24 protein-coding genes are annotated in these 22291 nt (G+C 65.0%); 19 read left to right on the top strand and 5 right to left on the bottom strand.

All coding sequences use genetic code 11. The features are described from left to right. Nucleotides 1-2: 2 nt before the first annotated feature. The 6 genes from ssb to JOF28_RS08830 all read left to right on the top strand — a co-directional run bounded on the left by ssb (nt 3) and on the right by JOF28_RS08830 (nt 4149). On the top strand, nt 3-557 hold the full coding sequence (ssb, locus tag JOF28_RS08855; RefSeq protein ID WP_209705429.1) for a single-stranded DNA-binding protein: 555 nt from the start codon (nt 3-5) through the stop codon (nt 555-557). Nucleotides 558-619: 62 nt separating this feature from the next. Continuing rightward, nucleotides 620-880, top strand: coding sequence for a 30S ribosomal protein S18 (gene rpsR / locus JOF28_RS08850; RefSeq protein ID WP_209705428.1), 261 nt, complete (start codon nt 620-622; stop codon nt 878-880). A gap of 14 nt (nt 881-894) precedes the next feature. Then, entirely contained in the window at nt 895-1344 is a 450-nt protein-coding gene (gene rplI / locus JOF28_RS08845; protein WP_209705427.1) for a 50S ribosomal protein L9, read from the top strand. A gap of 461 nt (nt 1345-1805) precedes the next feature. Next, nucleotides 1806-3182 carry a replicative DNA helicase gene (gene dnaB, locus JOF28_RS08840; RefSeq protein WP_209705426.1) on the top strand — a complete coding sequence of 459 codons (1377 nt, stop codon included), beginning with the start codon at nt 1806-1808 and terminating at the stop codon, nt 3180-3182. A 70-nt stretch (nt 3183-3252) separates the two neighbouring features. Further along, nucleotides 3253-3843, top strand: coding sequence for a hypothetical protein (locus JOF28_RS08835; protein WP_209705425.1), 591 nt, complete (start codon nt 3253-3255; stop codon nt 3841-3843). A gap of 18 nt (nt 3844-3861) precedes the next feature. Continuing rightward, nucleotides 3862-4149: an ABC transporter ATP-binding protein gene (locus JOF28_RS08830; RefSeq protein WP_209705424.1), complete on the top strand. Its 288-nt coding sequence runs from the start codon at nt 3862-3864 to the stop codon at nt 4147-4149. On the opposite strand, the gene JOF28_RS08825 is transcribed toward JOF28_RS08830, so the two are convergent. The 4 genes from JOF28_RS08825 to JOF28_RS14705 form a co-directional block, all read right to left on the bottom strand. After that, nucleotides 4146-4661, bottom strand: coding sequence for a hypothetical protein (locus tag JOF28_RS08825; protein WP_209705423.1), 516 nt, complete (start codon nt 4659-4661; stop codon nt 4146-4148). The two genes, JOF28_RS08830 and JOF28_RS08825, sit on opposite strands and share 4 nt — an antisense overlap. Beyond that, nucleotides 4654-5508: an LssY C-terminal domain-containing protein gene (locus JOF28_RS08820; RefSeq protein WP_245189914.1), complete on the bottom strand. Its 855-nt coding sequence runs from the start codon at nt 5506-5508 to the stop codon at nt 4654-4656. The genes JOF28_RS08825 and JOF28_RS08820 overlap by 8 nt, the downstream gene beginning before the upstream one ends. A gap of 171 nt (nt 5509-5679) precedes the next feature. Next, entirely contained in the window at nt 5680-7065 is a 1386-nt protein-coding gene (gene purB / locus JOF28_RS08815; protein ID WP_209705421.1) for an adenylosuccinate lyase, read from the bottom strand. A 172-nt stretch (nt 7066-7237) separates the two neighbouring features. After that, nucleotides 7238-7627 (bottom strand): hypothetical protein, encoded by a 390-nt coding sequence (locus JOF28_RS14705; RefSeq protein WP_209705420.1) that lies wholly within the window; start codon nt 7625-7627, stop codon nt 7238-7240. Between the two features lie 64 nt (nt 7628-7691). Here JOF28_RS14705 and JOF28_RS08805 point away from each other — a divergent pair, with 64 nt between their 5' ends. Further along, the gene (locus tag JOF28_RS08805) at nt 7692-8594 is read left to right on the top strand and encodes a hypothetical protein (RefSeq protein ID WP_209705419.1); all 903 of its coding nucleotides are present in this window, start codon (nt 7692-7694) and stop codon (nt 8592-8594) included. A gap of 95 nt (nt 8595-8689) precedes the next feature. Here the strand turns inward: JOF28_RS08805 and JOF28_RS08800 are convergent, their stop codons facing one another. Beyond that, nucleotides 8690-9103 carry a phage holin family protein gene (locus tag JOF28_RS08800; RefSeq protein ID WP_209705418.1) on the bottom strand — a complete coding sequence of 138 codons (414 nt, stop codon included), beginning with the start codon at nt 9101-9103 and terminating at the stop codon, nt 8690-8692. A 100-nt stretch (nt 9104-9203) separates the two neighbouring features. Between JOF28_RS08800 and JOF28_RS08795 the strand changes: the two genes are divergently transcribed. The 12 genes from JOF28_RS08795 to JOF28_RS08740 all read left to right on the top strand — a co-directional run bounded on the left by JOF28_RS08795 (nt 9204) and on the right by JOF28_RS08740 (nt 22197). Continuing rightward, nucleotides 9204-10307: a histidinol-phosphate transaminase gene (locus tag JOF28_RS08795; RefSeq protein ID WP_209705417.1), complete on the top strand. Its 1104-nt coding sequence runs from the start codon at nt 9204-9206 to the stop codon at nt 10305-10307. Between the two features lie 94 nt (nt 10308-10401). Further along, a complete protein-coding gene (locus JOF28_RS08790) occupies nt 10402-11631 on the top strand; it encodes a thiamine pyrophosphate-dependent enzyme (RefSeq protein ID WP_209705416.1) in 1230 nt (409 codons plus the stop codon). Then, the gene (locus JOF28_RS08785) at nt 11628-12632 is read left to right on the top strand and encodes an alpha-ketoacid dehydrogenase subunit beta (protein ID WP_209705415.1); all 1005 of its coding nucleotides are present in this window, start codon (nt 11628-11630) and stop codon (nt 12630-12632) included. The genes JOF28_RS08790 and JOF28_RS08785 overlap by 4 nt, the downstream gene beginning before the upstream one ends. Nucleotides 12633-12722: 90 nt before the next feature. Beyond that, a complete protein-coding gene (locus JOF28_RS08780) occupies nt 12723-14042 on the top strand; it encodes a dihydrolipoamide acetyltransferase family protein (RefSeq protein WP_209705414.1) in 1320 nt (439 codons plus the stop codon). 264 nt (nt 14043-14306) lie between these two features. Next, the gene (locus tag JOF28_RS08775) at nt 14307-14807 is read left to right on the top strand and encodes a CarD family transcriptional regulator (protein ID WP_209705413.1); all 501 of its coding nucleotides are present in this window, start codon (nt 14307-14309) and stop codon (nt 14805-14807) included. Between the two features lie 178 nt (nt 14808-14985). Beyond that, nucleotides 14986-16128 (top strand): ABC transporter substrate-binding protein, encoded by a 1143-nt coding sequence (locus tag JOF28_RS08770; RefSeq protein WP_209705412.1) that lies wholly within the window; start codon nt 14986-14988, stop codon nt 16126-16128. 7 nt (nt 16129-16135) lie between these two features. Further along, nucleotides 16136-17089 carry an ABC transporter permease gene (locus JOF28_RS08765; RefSeq protein ID WP_209705411.1) on the top strand — a complete coding sequence of 318 codons (954 nt, stop codon included), beginning with the start codon at nt 16136-16138 and terminating at the stop codon, nt 17087-17089. Further along, on the top strand, nt 17086-18027 hold the full coding sequence (locus JOF28_RS08760) for an ABC transporter permease (RefSeq protein ID WP_209705410.1): 942 nt from the start codon (nt 17086-17088) through the stop codon (nt 18025-18027). Before JOF28_RS08765 ends, JOF28_RS08760 begins: the two co-directional genes overlap by 4 nt. Before the next feature lie 10 nt (nt 18028-18037). Next, on the top strand, nt 18038-19132 hold the full coding sequence (locus JOF28_RS08755; RefSeq protein ID WP_209705409.1) for an ABC transporter ATP-binding protein: 1095 nt from the start codon (nt 18038-18040) through the stop codon (nt 19130-19132). After that, nucleotides 19129-20076, top strand: a complete 948-nt coding sequence (locus JOF28_RS08750; protein WP_209705408.1) for an alkaline phosphatase family protein — start codon at nt 19129-19131, stop codon at nt 20074-20076. Before JOF28_RS08755 ends, JOF28_RS08750 begins: the two co-directional genes overlap by 4 nt. Before the next feature lie 135 nt (nt 20077-20211). Then, nucleotides 20212-20661 carry a Fur family transcriptional regulator gene (locus JOF28_RS08745; protein WP_209705407.1) on the top strand — a complete coding sequence of 150 codons (450 nt, stop codon included), beginning with the start codon at nt 20212-20214 and terminating at the stop codon, nt 20659-20661. Nucleotides 20662-20733: 72 nt separating this feature from the next. Continuing rightward, the gene (locus JOF28_RS08740) at nt 20734-22197 is read left to right on the top strand and encodes a catalase (RefSeq protein WP_209705406.1); all 1464 of its coding nucleotides are present in this window, start codon (nt 20734-20736) and stop codon (nt 22195-22197) included. The last annotated feature ends 94 nt before the right edge of the window (nt 22198-22291 follow it).

Below are 22291 nucleotides of genomic sequence, written 5' to 3'. Positions count from 1 at the left end.
CCATGGCCGGAGAGCCGCTGATCACAGTTGTCGGGAACCTAGTTGCCGACCCCGAGCCTCGCGTAAGCCAGGCCGGCAAGTCGTGGGTGACCTTCCGGATCGCCTCGACGCCGCGCGTGCGTGACCGCCAGTCGGGTGACTGGTCGGACGGCGAACCGCTGTGGCTCGGATGCCGCGCGTACGGCGAATACGCCGACAACATCGCGGCATCGCTCACGAAGGGCATGCGCGTAATTGTGCAGGGTCGTTTGACTCAGCGCAGCTACACGGATAACCAAGGGCAGCAGCGCACCTCTCTCGACCTTGAGGTCGAAGAGGTGGGCCCGTCGCTCCGCTTTGCAACTACACAGGTGTCACGCGGTCAAGCGCGTGGCCAGGTGGGTGGCTTTGGCGGCGGCGCGCAGCCCGCTGGTCAGCCGAGCTGGGGACAGCCGGCAGCCGCACCGCAGGCTCAGCCTGCACCCGCAGCTCCCGTAGATAACCCCTGGACCAACTCTGGTCAGGGCGCAGCTACTGGTGGCTTCGGCGGCGGTTTTGACGACGAGCAGCCCTTCTAGGGCACGAGCTTCGATTTACTTCTTGTTCCCTTAACCGGAACGCATCACGAAAAGAGACCAAAATGGCAGGCAAGTCTAGCGGCGCAAGCCGCAAGCCGACTCGCGGCAAGAACGCGAAGACCATCGCACCCGCTAAAAAGCAGACCGTCGGCGTCATCGATTACAAAGATGTCGCAACGCTGCGCAAGTTCATCTCTGAGCGTGGAAAGATCCGCGCCCGCCGTATCACCGGTGTGTCCGTCCAGGAGCAGCGACTGATCGCGAAGGCCGTGAAGAACGCCCGCGAGATGGCACTCCTCCCCTACGCCGGCTCTGGCCGCTAAGGAGAAGCGCAATCATGGCGAAGGTAATTCTTACTCACGAGGTCCAGGGCCTCGGATCCGCCGGTGACGTTGTTGACGTCAAGACCGGTTACGCACGTAACTACCTGGTTCCTCAGGGCTTCGCGGCCCACTGGACCCGCGGTGGCGAAGCTCAGGTTGCGCTGTTGCGCGCAGCTCGCGACGCACGTGCGCTCGCTTCGGCCGAGGACGCTCAGGCGCTCAAGGCGAAGCTCCAGGACGGCAAGATCCGTCTGTTCGCTAAGGCTGGCGTTGGTGGACGCCTGTTCGGTTCGGTAAAGCCCGCTTCGGTGGCTGCAGCCGTATCGGAAGCCGGCATCGGCGAGATCGACAAGCGTAAGGTCGTGCTTCCCGCGATCAAGACGACTGGCGAGTACAAGGCTGTCGTGCACCTGCACGAGGGCGTTGACGCGCGGATCACGCTGCAGGTTATTGCTCAGCGCTAATCCCGCTCAGTAGCAGCCTCTCGGGGCGATGGTTCTGTATGGAACTGTCGCCCCGTTTGCGTTTTCTCCCCTCAATATTAAGAGAACAGCGCATGAAGTAGTACCGGTGAAGCTCGGTGCTGTCGCGTGTGGATGATCCGAATATGTGTACGAGTTCTCCACAATGATGCACAGCACACAACATTTCACCTCACGCCTGAAGGTTGAATAACTTTCTCCCCTGTGGATAGTGTAAATACCTGATCAAGAGCAAGTTTTAGCGAGTCGCATAAAACTCCTCCACAGGTTATCCCCAAGCATGTGGACAGAATCCCGCGAAATCTCGGGAGTTGTGCACAAAGTTATCCACAGGCTAAATTGGTGGGTGTTGCCCTCTTTGTTGTTGACGCCTAGCGTGAACCAGAGGGGTCCAGTAGTCACGGGGCGCGCACCGCCCCATCTGCAGTGTAAGGAGCAGTCGCGTGTCGAACGCACACCTCGGGATCCCCGACGAATTTGAGCAGGAAGAATCACGCGGCTTCGAACGCACGCCGCCCTACGACCTCCTCGCCGAGCAGAGTGCGCTCGGCGGCATGCTGCTCTCAAAGGACGCGGTCGCCGACGTCACCGGCATCCTGAAGGGCAACGACTTCTACGTGCCCAAGCACGAGGTCATTTATGAAGCCGTGCTGTCGCTCTACTCACGCGGCGAACCCACCGACGTTATTACTGTCACCGATGCGCTCACCAAAGCCGGTGAACTGCAGCGCGCGGGCGGTATGGATTACCTGCACACGGTCACGAGTATCGTGCCGACCGCGGCAAACGCGAGCTTCTACGCCGAGATCGTCGCCGAGAAGGCGCTGCTGCGTCGCCTCGTTGAGGCGGGCACCCGCATCGTGCAGATGGGCTATGCGGGCGAGGGCGAAGCCATTGACCTGGTGAACGTTGCCCAGTCTGAGATCTACGGTGTCACGGGCGAAGCCCAGGGCGAGGACTATGTCCCCCTGTCGCTCGCGGTCGACGCGGCGCTTGAAGAAATTAACAAGGCCAACAGCGCCACGGGCGGCATGATGGGTGTGCCCACTGGCTTCAGTGAGCTCGACGCCATGACGAACGGTTTTGCTGGCGGCCAGATGATCATCATCGCGGCGCGACCCGCAATGGGTAAGTCGACGCTTGCTCTCGATGTCGCCCGCAACGCTTCGGTGCACGCCGACGCCCCCACCGTTTTCTTCTCGCTCGAGATGGGCCGTGCCGAGATCGCGATGCGTCTGCTCGCGGCCGAAGCCACGATCCCCATGCAGACCCTGCGTAAGGGCACGCTCGATAACCGTGACTTTCAAAAGCTCGCCGCCACCCAGGCGCGCATTGCCGAGAAGCCGCTGTTCATCGACGACAGCCCCAACCTCACCCTCGTTGAGATTCGCGCGAAGTGCCGCCGTCTGAAGCAGCAGCACGGTCTACGCATGGTCGTCATTGACTACCTGCAGCTGCTGTCGAGCGGTAAAAAGGTCGAGAGCCGCCAGCAAGAGGTCAGTGAGTTCTCTCGTGCACTGAAACTGCTCTCCAAAGAGCTCGACGTGCCCGTGATTGCGCTGTCACAGCTGAACCGTGCCTCAGAGCAGCGCGCCGACAAGATGCCCGCCATTAGCGACCTGCGTGAATCGGGCTCGCTCGAGCAAGACGCCGATATGGTGATCCTGCTGCACCGCGAGGCCGTGGGCGACCGCGATAGCCCCCGCGCCGGTGAGGCCGACTTCATTCTTGCGAAGCAGCGTAACGGCCCCACGGGCACCGTGACCGTCGCATTCCAGGGTCACTACTCGAGATTCCAAGACATGCCCAGCGGCATCTAAACGTGCCTCACACGTCACCCAGGTGACAGGTGCGGGCAAGCGATACAATAAATGTGTTGAAAGGGGCCTCATGACCACGGCTGTATCTCAGAGTGTGACATCGGTGACCCCTGATTCTGCGACTCCGCGCGCTATCCGTCTCACTCGTGTGGCGATGTTGCTCGCGGTCGGCATGGCCATCACCTTCACAGCGACCCAGCACGAACGCCTCGCGTTCGATGTGGCGGTCACCGTGTGCGGGCTGGCTGGTATCGCACTTGCTCACCTGGCGCACGCGATGGTCTGCCGCGGTCGCGTGGGCAGCGGAGTGGCGCTTTCGCTCGGCATCGTTAGCCTAGCCGCAGCCATCGCCGTACCGTTCACGGTGTCGGTGGTGGGTTATGCACTGGTGATCGCCGCGTGGGCACTGATTTCTTCGCTGCTCGAGTTTTTGAGCGCCGTAGTAAACCCGGGCGTACGCCAAGACACAACGATCGTCGGCGGCGCCGGCATACTGCTCGCCCTGTTTACGCTGCTCGCACGAGAAGACCCCGTAGCCGTGGTCGGATTCTTTGGCGCATACGCGATTATCACCGGCGTATTCCTCGGTATTTCAGCTTTTGATGGTCGCGGTGCTGCGGCCAAATCCTCCGCTCTTCTCGACACCAACTCCCCTAGCTGATAGCCAAGAAAGCACACGATGCCTCGCACACCTGAGCCCGCCGCAACTCCCGAGCCCGTGACCCCGTCACGCAAGGACCGGCTGCGACCGCTTGAGCTGGTCGGCTTCTCGACAGTCCTCGCCGTTTTTGCCGGCGTAGTTGTTCTCCTCACCACGCGCGATATCGTGCTCGGCGGAATCTTCGCGGCGGTCGCCTTCATCGTGACCGTCATGATGGTCGCCCTCATCGGCCTGGGCGGTAAGCCCAGCGCAGAAGACGAAGCGGCCCGCAAAGATCTGCAGCGCCCCGACGACGTTTGGCACTAAGCCTTACGACGCGGTAACTGACGCGCGCGCTTGCGACCCCTGGTCCAAGCGCGCGTGTCTCTGCTTGACAACGCCAAAAGCAGCAGAATATCGAGCGTGAGCGTCAACAGCGTGGTGCGCATCGTGATTTCTTGGCCGGCCGTGAAATAGTCGAACGCGGCCACCGAAATACCGATCGTCGAACCCACCATGACGAGCATGCGCGCGACCGTAGAACCACGCAGCACGAGCCACGCCAGCAGTACGAGCACCACGAGCCAGATCGCCTCAGTAACGCACACGATCGTGAACAGCACCGCACCGAGCTCATTGTCGAGGTCGTACGTCTTGGCTACGTGATGCCAATTCAGGATGAAGCTGACTGTCCAAATGACTCCGCCCGCGGCGCGCAAAAACACGAGCAGTGCACCGAGCGTGAGCACCGTGGGGCGCTTAGAACCAGGGGTCGCCGCGTCATCCCGCTGCGAAGCCGCGTCTGGCGCAGCGCTTCGTTTCTGCTGCAACTCAGCCATGGTGCGTCGCCCCTTCGATCGCTTCGGTTGCTGCCGCAGCGACTTCAATGATGGGCAGATCTCCATCCGTGTGCACACTATCGCCGCCACCGTTGCGCGAGTGATAGCCCGTGGAGAAATCGCGCAGGTGCTCGACGCTGACGTGGGGGCCTGCGGCGGTAAGGCTCTGCACCACAAAATCGCGTTCGACGTCAATGTTGGCGTCGATCCGGTGCGTGATTTGCAGCGTAAACAGCGAGAAGCCGACGGCCCGGTCAAAGGTACCCGCGGCCAGCCAGTCGACCAGGGCGCCGCCGGGCAGTAGCCAGCCATCGGGAGTGCGCCAGAACCGCACATGGTGACGCTTGGCCGGGTTGCCAGCCACCTCTTGCTGGTACGCAAAGGACTGCATGCGGCCGAAGAGAAACAGAGGGCTGACCGGGGCTTCGGGGTAGCTCGAGCGCGACACCGTCGAGGTGACGATGCGCAGGCTCGAACGCAGCGTGACGTCGTCGGCGCGGGTCCAGCCGGCACGCGCGAGGGTCGCATGCAGATCGGCTTCAGTGCCGCGCAGCGCGAGGTTGACGGGGTCGCCGAGCAGCCCGTCACTCGTGCGGGTGCGGCCGATGAAGTAGTCGGGCACGTAGATGTTCGTGAGGATGCGGTGCAGGCGCGGCAGGGTGAGGTAGGCGAGCACCACCCAGAACACGAAGAAATAGAGGATGCCGAACCAGCCAAATCTGAGGCTGTCGCTCAGCAGCAGCCAACCGAGCCACACCGCCGCGACCCCCGCGACGATGAAGAAAAATTCGTCGAGAAAGGTGGTGACCGAGAAGCGTCGTCGCTTCTGGCTTGGGAAGCTCTCCATGGGATCCATCGTAGCCGTGCACAAAAATTCGCCCCCTGCGGGGGCTCCCAAGACGGGTGCCGCGAAGGGGGCGAACTGCGGCCCAATCAAACACGAGGCCAGGCCGGATGCGAGAGCTAGTGTGCGACCCCAGGGGCACCCCAGGACCGCACACCAGCGAACCGCGAGAGGTTAGCGCTGCAGGAAATCAACCAGACGCACAGCGTCACCGATGTAGGTGGCGGGCGTCAGTTCGAGCAGGCGCTGCTTCGCTTCGGCACCAATTTCGAGCGCCGAGACGAACTCGACGAGCTCGGCTTGGCCGATGCGGCGACCGCGCGTGAGCTCCTTGAGTGCCGCGTACGGGTCAGAGATCGTTGACCGGCCGGCGGCCACCTCAGCGCGAATCACCGTCTGGATCGCCTCGCCGAGCACCTCCCAGTTTGAGTCGAGATCAGCGGCGAGCACCTCGGGCGCTGCCGAGATCTGGCCGAGGCCCTTGAGGATGTTGTCGAGGGCGAGCACCGAGTGACCGAAGCCGACACCGATGTTGCGCTGTGCCGACGAGTCGGTGAGGTCGCGCTGCCAGCGGCTCGTGACGAGCGTTTCAGACAGCGAATCAAGAATCGCGTTCGAGAGCTCGAGGTTGGCCTCGGCGTTCTCGAAGCGAATCGGGTTCACCTTGTGGGGCATGGTCGAAGAACCGGTGGCGCCCGCAACGGGAATCTGGCGGAAGTAGCCGATGGAGATGTAGCTCCAGATATCGGTGGCCAGGTTGTGCAGAATGCGGTTGGCGTGCGCGATGCGACCGTAGAGCTCGGCCTGCCAGTCGTGCGACTCGATTTGCGTGGTCAGCGGGTTCCAGTCAAGGCCGAGGCCCTCAACGAACTCCTGCGAGACCTGCGCCCAATCGGTGTCGGGGTCTGCGGCGAGGTGCGCGGCAAACGTGCCGGTCGCGCCCGAAAACTTACCGAGGTACTCGTTGTCGTCGATCTGGTTGAGCTGGCGCTCGAGACGGTAGACGAACACCGCGAGCTCCTTGCCCAGGGTGGTCGGCGTCGCCGGCTGACCGTGCGTGCGGCTCATCATGGGCAGCTCGCGGTACTCTTCGGCCTGGCGCGCGATCTCTGCGATGACGCGCTCGAAGCGGGGGCGCCACACATCGGCGACGGCCTGCTTCACGGTGAGCGCGTATGACAGGTTGTTGATATCTTCGCTGGTGCAGCACACGTGGGTGAGCTCGGCGAGGTGACCCAGGCCCTGCTTCGCGAGGCGTGCGCGCACGAGGTACTCCACGGCCTTGACGTCGTGCTGCGTGGTCTTCTCGGTCTCGGCTAGCTCGTCAATTTCTGACTGGCCGAAGTTTGCGGCCCACTCGCGCAGGCTCGCGAGCTGCTCGGCGGGCATCGGAGCCCCACCCAGCAGCGAGTGCTCGGTGAGGTAGGCCAGCCACTCCACCTCGACGTGCACGCGTGCCTTGTTCAGGCCCGCTTCTGAAAGCGTGTTGCCAAGCTCGGTGACCGCGGCGCGATACCGGCCGTCGAGGGGGCTGATGGGCTGAGGGGGCAAAGGCGTCATGATGTCTCCGTGCAAATCGGCGAATATCGGGCAAAGCTCCCCCTATTGTCCCACTCTCTGCGGCCGCCTGCGCCCGGGGCGGCTCATGGGCTCGCTCCGGATCCCCCCACATGCCCATTTCGTGCCCGTGCGGGGTGTGCACACTGAATCGGTGGGCGGTGCGTGCCCGTTGCTAAGCTCGGCGTATGACGCAGCCCCCGCCGACTGAACCCAAGCCCTGGCTTCCCCCGCAGCCGCTCCCGGTGCCCGCGCAGTCTGAAGGGCCGACGGTTTCGCCGACGGGGCCGCCCCCACCTCCGGCGCCGCCCGCACCCCAGATTGCGCCGCCGACCACGGGGGCCTGGGAGCCGCCCACGATGCCGCCGCCCGTGGGCCAACCGATGGCTGCACCGGCCGCTGCCCCGCCCACCGCGCCGTTGAGCACTCCGCCCGCGCAGCTGGCCCCGCCCGTGGTGGGCTTGATGGCGCCGCCGCAGGGGCCACCGGCCGGGCCGCTGCCGATGCCGCAGGCACGCCCCGCACCCACCCCCGAGTCGCGCAGGGCACGGCGCCGCCTCATCACCTGGGTGAGTGTGGGCGTGGGGGTTGCGCTGCTTGCGGGCGGTGCGGCTATTGCGGTGAAATCGATGAACGATTCCCGCGATCCGGCGGCGCAGGTTGAGGAGTATCTTGACCTGCTCGCGAGCGGCAAGGCACAGGCCGCCTCGAAGCTGGTGAGCCCGGGCGTCGACAACGATGCGTTGCTCACCGACGAGGTGCTCGGTGCGGCCGAGGAGCGCCTGCTGGTGCGTTCGGTCGAGACCGTTGAACGCGATGCCGAGGGTGCCCGTGTGATCGCGCAGCTCTCGCTCGCGGGCGAAGAATTCGAGCGCGAATTTACGGTCGACCACGGCGACAACGAGATGCTGGTGCTCGAGACGTGGGAGCTCAACGATCCGCTCGTCGTCGAAGCCACCGTCGCGCTCACCGGGCCCGTGAGCGCGGGCAACGTGCCGGCCGCGGTTGATTTCGCGGGCACCGAGGTGTTGCTCGCAGAAACGATGACGGGCGCAGATTCCACCACTGTGTGGGTGTACCCCGGTGTGTACCCGGTGGCCGCGGGCGATCTGGGCACCTACCTCGAGGGCACCAGCCAGTCGCTGACCACGAGGCTCGATGGTTCGCTCGCCACGGTCGAGCTGAGCGCGTTCCTCAACGAGGCATTCGAGGCCGAGATCCTGTCGCAGGCCACGAGCTACGCTGACGGCTGCGTCTCGATCGGCGGCAATTCGGTCGTCACGAGCAACATGGATGCGGCCTGCCCGAGCATCACCCGCAACACGCGCCTATCTGAGCTGCGGGTGCTGAAGTACCCGAGCAGTTTCTCGGGGATCGACGCAAAGTACTTCACCACTGACAGCTACGAGTTCGAGGTGCGCAGCAGCTCGGCGAGTGCGCGGCTCGACACCGCCCACTCATCGCTCTCGGGCTCCATCAGCTGGCGTGATGGCAAGCCCAGCATTGTGGACGCCTCGTTCAGCGGTTGGTAACGAGCTGACCGGCCCCAGGCGAGCCGCTGCTGCCGGTAACGACCGGCAGCAGCCCACCGTGAGGGCCGGGTGAAACGGAGCGCCGTGGCCGCGATTTATGCGCCGCGGCGCTTCTTCTTGTTGGTGCCGAGCAGTGCGTTCATGATGCCCGACAGAATCGACATCACGAGTGCCGCCACGACTCCCCACCAGAAGGTCTCGATGCGCAGGCCAAAACCGACCTGGTCTGAGATCCAGGCGACGAGCGCGAGCATCGCGCCGTTGATAATCAGGCCGAACAGCCCCAGCGTGATGATGTACAGCGGAATCGAGACGAACCGCACGATGCGGCCGAGCGTGCTGTTGACGAGACCAAAGACGAGCGCCACCAACAGCAGCGTGAGCACCTGTGGAAAGTGGTCAGACGGGATCGGCACGATCCAGACGCGCTGATCACCCTCGCCGCCCATGAAGAGGATGGTCAGCCACAGCGCGAACGCGCCTACGAGCACTCGAATAATGGTACGCATGGGGTTATTCTTCCACTGCCCCACGAACCCGGCTCTCAGGTACGCGACCGCCACCGCCCCGTGCACAAAACAGCGGCCCGCCATCACTACACTGGTGCTCATGAGCGAACAGGCGACTCCCCCCGTCAAACTCCGCGAGAGCGTACTCGCGGTGCCCGCATACCGACAGGGGGCGGCGCCCACGAAGCCCGGCTTCAAACTCTCGAGTAACGAGAACCCGTTTGACACCCTCCCCGAGGTCGTTGCCGCGATCGCGGCCCGCGCCGAAGACAGCAACCGGTACGCGGCGGCCGCAATGACCGAGCTGCGGGGCCTACTCGCCGCCGAATGGTCAGTCTCCCCCGACCACGTGCACTTCGGCGCCGGGTCAGTCACCATCCTCTTCCAGCTCGTGCAGGCGGCCGCGGGCCCCGGCGACGAGTACCTGCACGCCTGGCCGAGCTTCGAGGCGTACCCCTCGCTGGGCCTCGCCTCGGGCGCCACCGCCATCGGGGTGCCGCTCACTGAGCGCAGCGAGCACGACCTCGACGCCATGGCCGACGCGATCACCGACCGCACCCGCGCGATCTTGCTGTGCACCCCCAACAACCCCACGGGCCCGATCATTCGCCGCGGCGACTTCGACCGGTTCATGGCGCGGGTGCCCGCCGACGTGCTCGTCATTCTCGACGAGGCCTACGCCGAATTCGTCACCGACCCCGAGGCAGTGCGCGGCGCCGATGTCATCGGAGCGCACAAGAACCTCGTCGTGCTGCGCACCTTCTCAAAGGCGTACGGCCTCGCCGGCCTGCGCATCGGCTACGGCATCGGCGAGCCCTCGATCATCGCCGCCGCGGCCAGCGTCGGCATTCCGCTCTCGGTCACCGGCATCGCCGAATCGGCCGCGATTGCCTCCCTCGCCCCCGCCGCCCGCGCCACCAACGACGACCGCATCGCCGCCCTCGCCGCACGCCGCGACGAACTCGCGACCGCGCTGCGCGACCTTGGCCTGCAGATTCCCGCCGCACAGGGCAACTTCGTGTGGATCCCCGAATCTGGCGCCGGCGTGCCCAGTGCCCAGGCGCTCGCCGCAGACTTCTCTGAGGCGGGAACGCTCGTGCGCCCCTTCCCCGGCCACGGCGTGCGCATCTCGATCGGCGAGCCCGAAAGCCTGCCCGAGGTGCTGCGCATCATACGCGCGCATCTCGCGACGATCGCGCGCTAGCGCGATGATCCGGATCCCGGCACTCACCGGGAATTTACCCCGGATCGCCGAGCATATCCGGCCGCGCGCATAGGGCCCGATTACACTGGCCTAGATGACTGAGCAGACTACTTCGAGCGCCCAGCGCCCCCCAACGGGACCCCTGCACACAGGCATAGACCCCGAGCCGATTCGTTTTCTCGACGAGTCAGGCACGTATGCGCCCACCGGTTCGGCAGCAGAATTTGCGGCCGAACTTGAGGGCGTCGGTGTCGACGACTTCAAGCAGTGGTACCGCGATATGGCGTGGACTCGCGCCTTCGACACCGAGTGCACGCACCTGCAACGCCAGGGCCAGCTCGCACTCTGGGTGCCGAGCGTCGGCCAAGAAGGCTGCCAGGTTGGCATCGCACACGCGAGCGAACCCCAAGACCACATCTTCCCCGCATACCGCGAGCACACCGTCGGTCACGTGCGCGGTGTGCCGTTTGAGCGCATTGCCGCGCTGTTTCGCGGGGTCACGCACGGCGGCTGGGATCCCACGGATCCCGCCAACGGCAACTTCCACCTGTACACGCTGGTGCTCGCTGCGCAGACGCAGCACGCCACCGGGTACGCGCTGGGGCAGCTGCTTGATGCGAAGCAGCGGCTTGCCGCCGCTGGCGACCCGGTCGGCACGCAGCTCGACGCTGGCGAGGCCGCGACTTCAACGGGCGAAGCCACCATCGTGTTCTACGGCGATGGTACCTCAAGCCAGGGCGACTCGAACGAGTCGATGATCTTCGCGGCGAGCTACCAGACGCCCGAGGTGTTCGTAGTGCAGAACAACGGCTGGGCGATCTCGGTGCCCGTCGCGCGTCAGTCGCGCACGCCGCTGTACCGTCGCGCGCTCGGCTTCGGCCTGCGTGCCGTGCAGATCGACGGCAACGACCCGCTCGCCGCATTCGCGGTCGGGCGCAAGTACCTGCGTGAGGCACGCAACGGCGGCGGCCCCGGCTACATCGAGGCCCTCACCTACCGCATCGGTGCGCACACCACGAGTGATGACCCCACCCGCTACCGTGAGGCGTCAGAGCTCGAGGAGTGGAAGCTCAAAGATCCGCTTATGCGCTTTGAGGCATACCTTCGCTCACTGGGGGTCACCGAGGAGTTCTTCACCGAGACCCACGAAGCCGCAGACCACGAGGCCAAGCGCGTGCGCGAGGCCATCTTGACCCTGCCCACCCCTGACGCTGACTCGATGTTCGCAAACGTATACTCCGAGGCGCATCCTCGCATTGAAGAGCAGCGTGAATGGCTCGCCCACTACGAAGCATCGTTTGAAGATCAGGAGGCGGGAGCATGAGCGACCCCACGATTACGGCACCCCAGGTGCGCGAGCTTCCCATCGCCAAGGCCATCAATGAGGGCCTGCGCGCGGCGATGACCGCCAACGACAAGGTCATCTTGATGGGCGAAGACATCGGCCCCCTCGGCGGCGTCTTTCGCGTCACCGACAAGCTGCAGGAAGAGTTCGGTTCGGCTCGCGTGCTCGACACCCCCCTCGCCGAAGCCGGCATTGTGGGCAGCGCGATTGGGCTGGCAATGCGCGGCTACCGCCCCGTCATCGAGATTCAGTTCGACGGCTTCATCTTCCCCGCCTTCAACCAGATCGTCACGCAGCTCGCCAAGATCACGAGCCGCCACGATGGCGCCTACCAAATGCCGATTGTGATTCGGGTGCCCTACGGCGGGCACATCGGCGCGATCGAGCACCACCAAGAAAGCCCCGAGGCGTACTTTGCGCACACCCCGGGCCTGCGCGTGGTTGCCCCGTCGACCGCGAACGACGCCTATTGGATGATGCAGCAGGCGATCGAGTCACCTGATCCGGTGCTGTTTTTTGAGCCCAAGGCGAAGTATTGGCAGAAGGGCGATGTGAACTTTGCAGAGCCCATCGCTGAGCTGCACGCGGCCCGCGTAGCCCGCACCGGCACCGACTGCACCGTCGTCGGCTACGGCGCAATGGTCACCACGCTGATGCAGGCCGCAGAGGTGGCCGGCGCCGAGGGCACGAGCCTCGAGGTCGTCGATCTGCGCAGCATCTCGCCCATCGATTACGAGCCGCTGCTCGCCTCGGTGCGCAAGACCGGCCGCCTGGTCGTTGCGCAGGAGGCCTCGGGTAATTCGAGCGTCGGCAGCGAGATCGCCGCATACGTTGCCGAGCATGCGTTCTACTCGCTCGAAGCGCCCGTGCTGCGGGTATCGAGCTACGACGTACCCTTCCCGCCCGCACACCTTGAGGGTGTGTTCTTGCCCGATGCCGACCGCATCCTCGAAGCGGTCGACCGCACCATGCACTACTAGGCGGACGCCCCGGCGTACCGCCCACTTTTCTACCCACCCACAGTACCCCTGCCGCAGCGTTTGCCTGCAGCACCGCACGAAGGAGCCGACATGAGCGAGATGACCTTCCCCCTCCCTGACGTAGGCGAGGGCCTCACCGAGGCCGAGATCGTCAGCTGGTTCGTCGCCCCCGGCGACACGGTCACCCTCAACCAGGTGATCTGTGAGATCGAGACCGCCAAGTCGCTCGTCGAGCTGCCGTCGCCCTTCGCGGGCGTGGTCACCGAGCTGCTGGTCGAGATCGGACAGACCGTGCCGGTGGGCGAGGGCATCTTGCGCGTCACCGTGGCAGGGGAGTCGGCCGCTGAGCCGGCCGCTGCCGCACCGGCGGCCCCCGCGCAGGCCGCCGCTCCTGCTGCTGACGCTGCCGCTCCGGCTGCTGAGGCACCCGCGGGTAACGCGGTGCTCGTCGGCTACGGCACGGGCGGTGCAGTGAAGTCGCGCCGCCGCAGCGGCGGAGAACCGCTGCTCGCGGCCTCGAAGCCCAGCGTGATTCCCGTGGCAGATGCCGCGCCGGTGATCGCAAAGCCCCCGATTCGCAAGCTTGCGAAGGATCTCGGCGTTGACCTCGCCGGCATCGAGGGCACGGGCATCGCGGGCGAGATTCTGCGCGATGACGTGGTGCGCAACGCATCGCAGGTGCGGGTGTTTCGCAACATCGAGACGCCCGAGCCGGCCGCCGAGCGCGAGGTGCGCATTCCCCTCAAGGGCATTCGCAAGATCACCGCGCAGGCGATGGTGACGAGCGCGTTCGAGGCTCCCCATGTCAGCGTATTTACCGACGTCGACGCGACCCGCACCATGGAGTTCGTGAAGCGCCTCAAGTCGTCCACCGATTTTGCTGGCGTGAAGGTGTCGCCATTGCTGATCTTCGCAAAGGCGATGCTGTGGGCGGTACGCCGCAACCCCGAGATCAACTCGTCGTTCACCGAAACCGAGATCATTCGGCACAACTTCGTGAACCTCGGCATCGCGGCCGCAACGCCGCGCGGCCTCATCGTGCCCAACATTAAGGACGCGCAGGATCTCAGCCTGCTCGACCTGGCGCGCGCGATCGAGCAGCTCACGCTGACGGCCCGTGACGGCCGCACACCGCCCGCCGACATGCAGAAGGGCACCATCACCATCTCGAACATTGGCGTGTTCGGCATGGACTTCGGTACCCCCATTCTGAACCCCGGCGAGGTGGGCATCATGGCGATGGGCACCATCAAGCTGAAGCCGTGGGTCGTTGACGGCGAGGTGCGCCCGCGCATGGTCACCACGGTCGGCGGATCGTTCGATCACCGCGTGGTGGACGGCGACGTGATCTCGCGTTTCGTGGCCGACGTGGCCTCGGTGCTCGAGGAGCCGGCGCTGCTGCTCGACTAAAGTTCTCGCGGTACACACAATAAGACGCGCGATGCGGGGGAAACCTGCATCGCGCGTTTTTTGCTGCCCGCACCGGGCATTTTTCGGCGCGCCCCGATACAATAGGAACTGTCGAACTCGCAGTGCACTCGTGCAAAGCCCATGCTTTGTGAGAGTGTTCCGTGCCCGCTGGCGCTAGCCACGCCGCAGTTGCCGACTCCGCCTGCTGACCCGCAGGCGAGAGATGACGAGACGGATATTTACGCCTAACGTACGAGGTGAAGAGTGCCCTTCAGCGAAGGTCAGACCATCGTCCACCCTTTCCACGGCCCGGTGCTGGTGGAGGGGGTCATCGACCGCAAGGTGAACGGTCAAACGATCCCATTTCTGCAGCTCAGAGTGCTCACCATCGACCTGGATATCGCGGTGCCGGTGCACCGGGCAGACGAGATCGGGTTGCGCCCCGTCTCCTCGCCCGAGCAGGTGTCTGAGTATCTCGGCCTGCTCGCCGCAACGCCCAGCGGCAAGCCCCTGCAGTGGACCCGCCGAATCAAGGATTTTAACGAACGACTGAGCGGCGGCGACATTAAAGAAACCTGCCGTGTGATTCGCGAAATCACCCTCGCCGGGCCGAAGCCTCCCGCATCGGCTGAGGGCCAGATGCTGCGCCAGGCCCGTGCGCGCGTCGCCGTCGAGCTGAGCTTGGCGCTGCAGGTGACCGAGGATGAGGCGGCGCGCATGATCGACGAGGCCGCGGCAACGGGAATGGTCGCCCAGGCGGCATAAGCGGTATAGACGCTCACGGGTAGCGATCTTTGGAGGGTGGCGGCTCACTCTGAGGGAGCTCCTCTCCCGTCCACCCTCCATGCGCTGTTCACCGTGTGGCAACCCCGTTGTTGCTCACCGGTTAGGTTGCCCTCTCACACTGAAATAGTCATCAGTTTTCTGAGAGAAAGAACCCACATTGCGTCAGACGAAGACCTCCAGCGCTCGCATGTTCATTGCGGCCGCAATTGCCGCTGGACTCATCGGCCTCACGGCATGCAGCAGTGCTGCAGGAGCAGAAACTGCAGCCTCGGCTGAGCTCGGCTCATCGCTCGAAGAGATCACCACGTTCGCCAAAGACGAGGGCTCGGTGCACCTCATCGCCTACCCCAAGACGTGGGCGAACTACGGCGAATCTTTCGAGGGCTTCACCGAGAAGTTCGGCATTGAGGTTGAGGTCTCAAACCCCGACGGCTCGAGCGCAGAAGAGCTCGAAGCCGTGCGCACGCTCAAGGGTCAGGCCACGCAGCCCGACGTGCTTGACATCGGCGCGACGTTCACGAAGCAGGCCATCGACGAAGATCTCATCGAACCGTACAAGCCGTCAACGTTCGACGAGATCCCCGAGAATTTGAAGGACGCCGACGGCAACTGGACCGCCGCATACTACGGTGTCATGAGCATCGGCGTCAACGCGAACGAGGTCGACGTGCCTCAGACATGGGAAGACCTGAAGGATCCCCAGTACAAGGGCAAGATCTACATCGGCGACCCGCGCGAGGGTGCCTCGCAGCTCGCCGCGGTGTTCGCCGCGGGCCTCGCAAACGGTGGCTCGCTCGACGACATCAGCAAGGGCATCGAATTCTTCGCGGGCCTCGCTGACGACGGCTACCTTGTCTCGGCAGAGTCGGGCGCGCAGGCACTGTCGACCGGTGAAGCCGCGGTCATGCTCGACTGGAACTTCAACTTCCCCGGCATTGTCGAGGAGATGGCCAAGTCGGGCGTTGACCTGCAGGTTGCGACCCCGTCAGACGGCGTCTTCGGCACCTACTACGCGCAGCCGCTCACGATCGATAGCCCGCAGCCGAACGCAGGCGCCCTCTGGATCGAGTGGCTCTTGAGCGATGAGGGAGCGGTGTCGTACGCGAAGTCGGGCGCGATTCCCGCTCGCTACCAGACCCTCGTCGAGAACGACGCGATTCCGGCCGACGTGCTGAAGCAGCTGCCGCCCGCCGAAATCGTTGAGCAGATCGTGTTCCCCTCGCCGAGCGAGAACGACGCCGCCACCGAAGCCATCATGGCCGGCTGGGGCGAAAAGGTCGCCTCGAAGACGGGCTTCTAGCACGCTCATGCCCGACACCCTCACCGCTGAACGCGAGGGGCAGCCCCACCGGGCTGCCCCCGCCGCGCAGCCCGCAGCCGCTGGCGCGGCACCAGCTGCACCGCGCTGGCGGCTGCGGGCCGCAGTGAACGCCCTCGGCACGCTGCCCTACTTCCTCTTCATCGGTGTGTTTCTGGTCGTGCCCGTGATCGTGACCACGGCCAAGGCGTTTATCGGCGCCGAGGGCGAATTCACGCTCGCGAACTTCGCCGCCCTGGGTGAAGCGCAGTACCGCAACGCCTTCATGAACTCGATCAACCTCTCGCTCGTCACCTCGGTGATCGGCGCGATTGTGGGCCTCGTGCTCGGCTGGGCACTCATCAATCTGCGTGGGCCCGCCTGGCTCGACCGCTGCGTCACCTCGCTCGCGGCCGTCGCCTCACAAATGGGTGGCCCGCCGCTCGCGTACGCGTTCATCGCCTTCATCGGTGCGCAGGGCATCCTCACGGTCTGGTTGCGCGAACTGTTTGGCTTCGAACTCAACCAGGTGATTCCCGTCAGCTCGTTCTGGGGCATTGTGCTCGCCTACCTATATTTTCAAATCCCGCTGATGACGATTCTGTCTATTCCCGCGCTGCAGGGCGTGCGGCGCGAATGGCTCGACGGCGGCATGAGCCTCGGAGCGGGCCGCGCACGCATCCTGTTCACGGTGACGCTGCCGATCCTCGCACCCTCGCTCGTGGGCGGCTTCTTGCTGCTGTTCGCCAACGCGTTCAGCGGGTACGCCGCGGCCTACGCCATGGCGGGCAGCGGCGCGAACCTCGTACCGATTCTCATCGGCTTCTTCCTATCGGGCAACGTGCTCGTCAACCAGGGCCTCGCCTCCGCGCTGATCACGGGCATGGTCGCGATCATGCTGGTCGCGATGGGCTTGCGAAGCCTGCTGCTCAAGCGTGCAACCCGATGGAGCGCCGGATCATGACCCAGCCCACTTACACCCCATCTCCCGCTGCGGGCGCGCTTGTTGATCCGGATCTGCTTGCGCCGTTCGCCCAGCAAGACCTGTCAGCAGAGCCTCGGCCGTTCACCCCGCCGGCGCCGTCAGCGCCCCTGGCACCGCTCGCCGCCAAGCGCAGTTTCACGAAGCATGCGCTGCCGCGCATCATCTTGATCACGTTTCTCGTCGTGGCAATTCTGCCGCTCGCGTCGGTGGGCGTCTTCGGGTTCACCAACGTCGTCGACGGATTCACGATCGCTCCGGTGCTCGAACTCTTTGGCGAGGCCAAAGCGGTGAAGGCCGTCACTAACACGGTGGTGCTGACACTGCTCACGGTCGTGATCGGGTACGCGCTCGTGATTCCCACGCTCGTGTGGATGCACCTGCGCGCCCCCAAGCTGCTGCCCGCCGCCGAAACGGCCTCGCTGCTGCCCTACGTGATCCCCGCGATTGCGCTCGTGGGCGGCGTGAATCTCGTGCTGCGGCCGCTCGCCCCCGGGTTCTTCGTGAGCCTGTACAGCCTGCTGCCGTTTTACGTGCTGATGACGCTGCCCTTCATGTTTCGCACGATTGATTCGGGGCTGCGCGCGCTCGATCTGCCTACCCTGATGCGGGCGAGCGAAAGCCTCGGCTGCGGCATCTTCACCACGTTCTTTCGGGTCGTGCTGCCGAACTTGTGGCCCGCAATCGTGTCGGGCTCGCTGCTCGTCGTGATGATGTCATCGGGTGAGCTCGTGATGGCCTCGCTGCTGCTGCACACCACCTTCCCCACCCTGCTCGTTGAGCTGGGGCAATCGCAGGTGCGGCTCGCGGCCGCCCTCAGTTTCATCACGATCGTTGGATCGTGGCTGCTTATGGCCGCCATGGTGTTTGCGGGCAGCCGCCGCGGCACCGCGCACCGGGCCACCCAGTTCTCCATTTGAAAGGCTTCCCGTGAACTCGCACTACCCCGTACAAGGCCCCACCCCCGAGGGCCTGTCGCTGACCGGCGTCTCAAAGACGTACGGCGATAAGACCGTGCTGCGCGCGATCGATCTCGATGTGCGCCCGGGCGAACTGGTGTCGCTGCTGGGCCCCTCGGGCTGCGGTAAGTCGACGGCGCTGAAGATCATCGGTGGGTTCGAGCGGGCAGACGCCGGCCGGGTCACCATCGGCAACACCGATGTCACGCAGCTGCCCGCACGCTCGCGCGGCACCGGCATCGTGTTTCAGCAGTACTCGCTGTTTCCCCACATCACGGCGGCACAAAACATCGAGTTTGGGTTGAAGGTGCAGCGCATGGCCCGGCCCGAGCGCCGCTCACGCGTTGAAGAGCTGCTGGCCCTCGTGGGGCTTGAAGAACACGGCGCGAAGTACCCGCACCAGCTCTCGGGCGGGCAGCAGCAGCGCATCGCCCTGGCGCGCGCCCTCGCGGTGGCACCCCGGGTGCTGCTGCTTGATGAGCCGCTGTCGGCGCTCGACGCGCTCGTGCGCGAGCGCCTGCGCGAAGAGATCGTGCGCATCCACCGCGAGCGCGGCACGACCACCATCATGGTCACCCACGACCAAGAAGAAGCCCTCGCCATGGCCGACCGCGTCGCCGTGATGAACGAGGGGCGCATCGCCCAGTTCGACACTCCGCAGGCGATCTACCGCTCACCCGAGCCCGGCTTTGTGGCGGGCTTCATCGGTGTCATGAACCGGGTGACGCCGCGCTTCATCACCTCGACCGAGGTGCGGCTGTTTGGTTCGACGGTGCCGCGAGCCTCGGTGACGGTCACCGCTGACGGCGCCGTGCTGATGCGCCCCGAAGACCTCGAACTCACCTCGCAGATCGACGGCGGCGGGCTCGTCACCGACATCACCCTGCGCGGCGGGCTGACGAGCGCGACCGTGATGCTGGCCGACCTCGAGCACAGCGTGCGCGTCGACCTGCCCACGAGCCGCGCAACCGCGCTGCGCACGGGCGACCGGGTGCGGGTGACGCTGGCGCGGCCGATGGAATCGAGCACGCGTGTGCTCGCCACCGAGGGCGGGGTGCACGCATGAGCGCCGTGACCGACGTCAGCCAGGCTGCACCCGTTGGCGCCGTCAAGCTGCTGCTGATCGGCATCGATGGGCTGCGCATCGACCGCGCTTTCGGCACGGGTCTCGCGCCCACCCTCGACGCGCTGCGTGAGGCGGGTCACTTCGTGCGCTCGGAGGTGGAGGGGCCGACGATCTCGGGCCCGAGCTGGGCCACCATCCTCACCGGCGCGACACATGCCGAACATGGCATATCCGACAATATGATGCGCGAGCACCGGCTCGCCGACCACCCCGACTTTCTCACGCGTGAGTGGCAGCGCAACCCGGCGACCACCACATATGCCGCTGCGGGATGGCCGAACATCACCGACCCTGCCGGGCTTGGCCCGATCATTCGGCTGCGCCCCGAGCAGATTGGCACGGGGCAGCACCACGTCATCAGCCTGAACGGTGAGCTCTACGGCTACCGCGTTATCGACCCCGAGATTTCGGCGCGTGCACAGCTCGCGGTGCGGCACGGCGGCCCCGATCTGTCATTCGTGTACTTCTGCGAGACCGACGATGCCGGCCACTACTACGGCACATTCACGCCGCAGTATGAGGAGGCCATCGCCTCGACCGATGCGCGGGTGGCGGGCCTGCTCGCGGCGGTTGATGCGCGCGTGAAAGAGCACGGCGAGACCTGGATCGTGGCGATCACCACCGATCACGGGCACGTTGATGCCGGCGGGCACGGCGGCGACAGCCCCGAAGAGACGCAGACGTTCTTGCTGACCGTGGTGCGCGGTGCTTCGCTGCCTGGCGCGCTGGCTGGTGAGCTGCCGACGCAGCTCGCACCCCGCGAGTTTGTGCGCTGGCTGCTGGAGGTGCGTGAGGAATTGGGCGGTGACGCGAGCCCCGTTGGACAGGCCGGTGAGGTGCCTGGCGCTGCCCAGCCCAAGCCCGCCGTGGCGGCGCGATCGTGAGCGTGCCAAAGCAGTGTGTTCGTGGCCGCCAGGGCCGCTTGTGTTCGCCTTTTGCGCGCCAGAGAGCCCATGGAATGCGAAACACGGTGCAAAAGTTAATTTGAATTACTCAAAATAACGGATAGACTGGAAACTATGGAACACACCTTGACCCCAGCAACGGACGCAGAACTGCGCGACCGTTTGCGGGCGACCGGGCTGCGTTCCACGACACCACGAGCGGCCGTGCTGCGGCTGCTCAATGGGGGCAGCCACTGGAGCGCCACCGACGTGTTCGAAGCGGTGCGCGTTGAGCTGCCGGGCACCTCGGTGCAGGCGATCTACGGCATCTTGAACGCCCTCACCGAGGTGCGGCTGGTGCGCAAGATCGAGACATCGGGCGGCGCCGCGCTGTTCGAGATGCACGAGGGTGACAACCACCACCACATCGTGTGCGTGGAGTGCGGCGAGCTGCGCGATGTGCCCTGCGCCATTGGCGAGGCACCCTGCCTCACCGCAAGCGACGACCACGGCTACGAGATTGTTGCCGCAGACGTCACCTACCGGGGCATCTGTCCCAGCTGTCGCGCGAACGCCGCGGCCTAGCGCCCACCCGGTGCGGCACCGCGGCCCCACAAGTTTTCATTCACCATTGTTCACCTAATCAGGAGAGGTCTCATGACAGATCAGAAGCTGACCACCACGCAGACTGGCACGCCCATCGCCAACGACGAGCACTCGCTCACCGTCGGCGCCAATGGCCCCACCGTGCTGCACGACCGCTACCTCGTTGAGAAGCTGGCCGCGTTCAACCGCGAGCGCACCCCCGAGCGCAACCCGCACGCCAAGGGCGGCGGAGCCTTCGGTGAGTTCGTAGTCACCGAAGATGTTTCGAAGTACACCCGCGCGGCTGTGTTCCAGCCCGGCGCTAAGTCAGAGACGCTGATCCGTTTCTCGACCGTTGCCGGCGAGCAGGGTTCACCCGACACCTGGCGCGACGTGCGCGGCTTCTCGCTGCGTTTCTACACGACCGAGGGCAACCTCGACATTGTGGGCAACAACACCCCCACGTTCTTCATCCGTGACGGCATCAAGTTCCCCGACTTCATCCACTCGCAGAAGCGTCTGGCTGACTCGGGTCTGCGCGACGCCGACATGCAGTGGGATTTCTGGACCCTCTCACCCGAGTCGGCTCACCAGGTGACCTACCTCATGGGCGACCGTGGTCTGCCCGCCAGCTGGCGCGAGGTCAACGGCTACGGCTCACACACCTACCAGTGGATCAACGCTGAGGGTGAGAAGTTCTGGGTCAAGTACCACTTCATGTCGCAGCAGGGTGTCAAGAACATCTCGGGCGAAGAGGCAGACGCGCTTGCGGGCACCGATGCTGACTTCCACCGTCGCGACCTGTTCAACGCCATCGCCGAGGGCAACTTCCCGTCGTGGGATGTCTACGTGCAGATCATGTCGAACGAAGATGCAAAGACGTACCGCATCAACCCCTTCGACCTCACGAAGACCTGGCCCAAGGCTGACTACCCCCGCATCAAGGTGGGCACGTTCACGCTGAACCGCAACCCCGAGAACTTCTTCGCTGAGATCGAGCAGGCAGCGTTCTCACCCGGAAACCAGGTTCCCGGCACCGGCATCTCGCCCGACAAGATGCTCATGGCTCGCGTATTCTCGTACCCCGATGCACAGCGTTACCGCATCGGCACGAACTACAACCAGCTGCCCGTGAACCAGCCTCACGCAACCGAGGCGAACAACTACATGCACCAGGGCAACATGCAGTACCACTTCCCCAGTGCAGCTCAGCGCGTCTACCACCCCAACTCGTTTGGTGCAGCCGGTGGACCCGCAGCTGACGCACAGGCTGGCGTCGAGGGCAACTTCGAGTCAGACGGCGAGCTCATGCGCACCGCCTACACGCTGCGCGAAGATGACGGCGACTTCGGTCAGGCCGGCATCCTCTACCGCGACGTGTACTCGGCAGACGAGAAGGCTCGCTTCCACGCGACCCTCGGCGGCCAGGCTCAGTCGATCACGATCGACGAGATTCGCGAGCGCTTCTTCCAGTACTGGACGAACGTTGACGCGAACCTGGGTCAGATCCTGCGCGACCAGTACGCAGCTAACTAAGTTCTAGTTGCAGTACCGCAGCGGGGCCGGAGGAATCATTTCCTCCGGCCCCGCTGTCTTGGTTCTGGGGTGCTGTGCTGGTTCGCTGAGCCTG

Origin of the sequence: Leucobacter exalbidus, assembly GCF_017834145.1 — a bacterium.
GTDB lineage: Bacteria > Actinomycetota > Actinomycetes > Actinomycetales > Microbacteriaceae > Leucobacter > Leucobacter exalbidus.
The sequence above is the reverse complement of the archived record's forward strand: the minus strand, read 5'-3'. Positions and strand labels throughout refer to the sequence as shown.

Bases quoted from the DNA above. Each gene is read 5' to 3' on its own strand.
- JOF28_RS08835 (WP_209705425.1), top strand. From the start codon at position 3,253: ATGACCACGGCTGTATCTCAGAGTGTGACATCGGTGACCCCTGATTCT.
- JOF28_RS08780 (WP_209705414.1), top strand. From the start codon at position 12,723: ATGAGCGAGATGACCTTCCCCCTCCCTGACGTAGGCGAGGGCCTCACC.
- rplI (WP_209705427.1), top strand. From the start codon at position 895: ATGGCGAAGGTAATTCTTACTCACGAGGTCCAGGGCCTCGGATCCGCC.
- JOF28_RS08795 (WP_209705417.1), top strand. From the start codon at position 9,204: ATGAGCGAACAGGCGACTCCCCCCGTCAAACTCCGCGAGAGCGTACTC.
- JOF28_RS08745 (WP_209705407.1), top strand. From the start codon at position 20,212: ATGGAACACACCTTGACCCCAGCAACGGACGCAGAACTGCGCGACCGT.
- purB (WP_209705421.1), bottom strand. From the start codon at position 7,065: ATGACGCCTTTGCCCCCTCAGCCCATCAGCCCCCTCGACGGCCGGTAT.
- JOF28_RS08750 (WP_209705408.1), top strand. From the start codon at position 19,129: ATGAGCGCCGTGACCGACGTCAGCCAGGCTGCACCCGTTGGCGCCGTC.
- JOF28_RS08825 (WP_209705423.1), bottom strand. From the start codon at position 4,661: ATGGCTGAGTTGCAGCAGAAACGAAGCGCTGCGCCAGACGCGGCTTCG.
- JOF28_RS08830 (WP_209705424.1), top strand. From the start codon at position 3,862: ATGCCTCGCACACCTGAGCCCGCCGCAACTCCCGAGCCCGTGACCCCG.
- JOF28_RS08790 (WP_209705416.1), top strand. From the start codon at position 10,402: ATGACTGAGCAGACTACTTCGAGCGCCCAGCGCCCCCCAACGGGACCC.
- JOF28_RS08805 (WP_209705419.1), top strand. From the start codon at position 7,692: ATGAACGATTCCCGCGATCCGGCGGCGCAGGTTGAGGAGTATCTTGAC.
- rpsR (WP_209705428.1), top strand. From the start codon at position 620: ATGGCAGGCAAGTCTAGCGGCGCAAGCCGCAAGCCGACTCGCGGCAAG.
- JOF28_RS08800 (WP_209705418.1), bottom strand. From the start codon at position 9,103: ATGCGTACCATTATTCGAGTGCTCGTAGGCGCGTTCGCGCTGTGGCTG.
- ssb (WP_209705429.1), top strand. From the start codon at position 3: ATGGCCGGAGAGCCGCTGATCACAGTTGTCGGGAACCTAGTTGCCGAC.
- JOF28_RS08820 (WP_245189914.1), bottom strand. From the start codon at position 5,508: ATGGAGAGCTTCCCAAGCCAGAAGCGACGACGCTTCTCGGTCACCACC.
- JOF28_RS08785 (WP_209705415.1), top strand. From the start codon at position 11,628: ATGAGCGACCCCACGATTACGGCACCCCAGGTGCGCGAGCTTCCCATC.
- JOF28_RS08765 (WP_209705411.1), top strand. From the start codon at position 16,136: ATGCCCGACACCCTCACCGCTGAACGCGAGGGGCAGCCCCACCGGGCT.
- JOF28_RS08740 (WP_209705406.1), top strand. From the start codon at position 20,734: ATGACAGATCAGAAGCTGACCACCACGCAGACTGGCACGCCCATCGCC.
- JOF28_RS08760 (WP_209705410.1), top strand. From the start codon at position 17,086: ATGACCCAGCCCACTTACACCCCATCTCCCGCTGCGGGCGCGCTTGTT.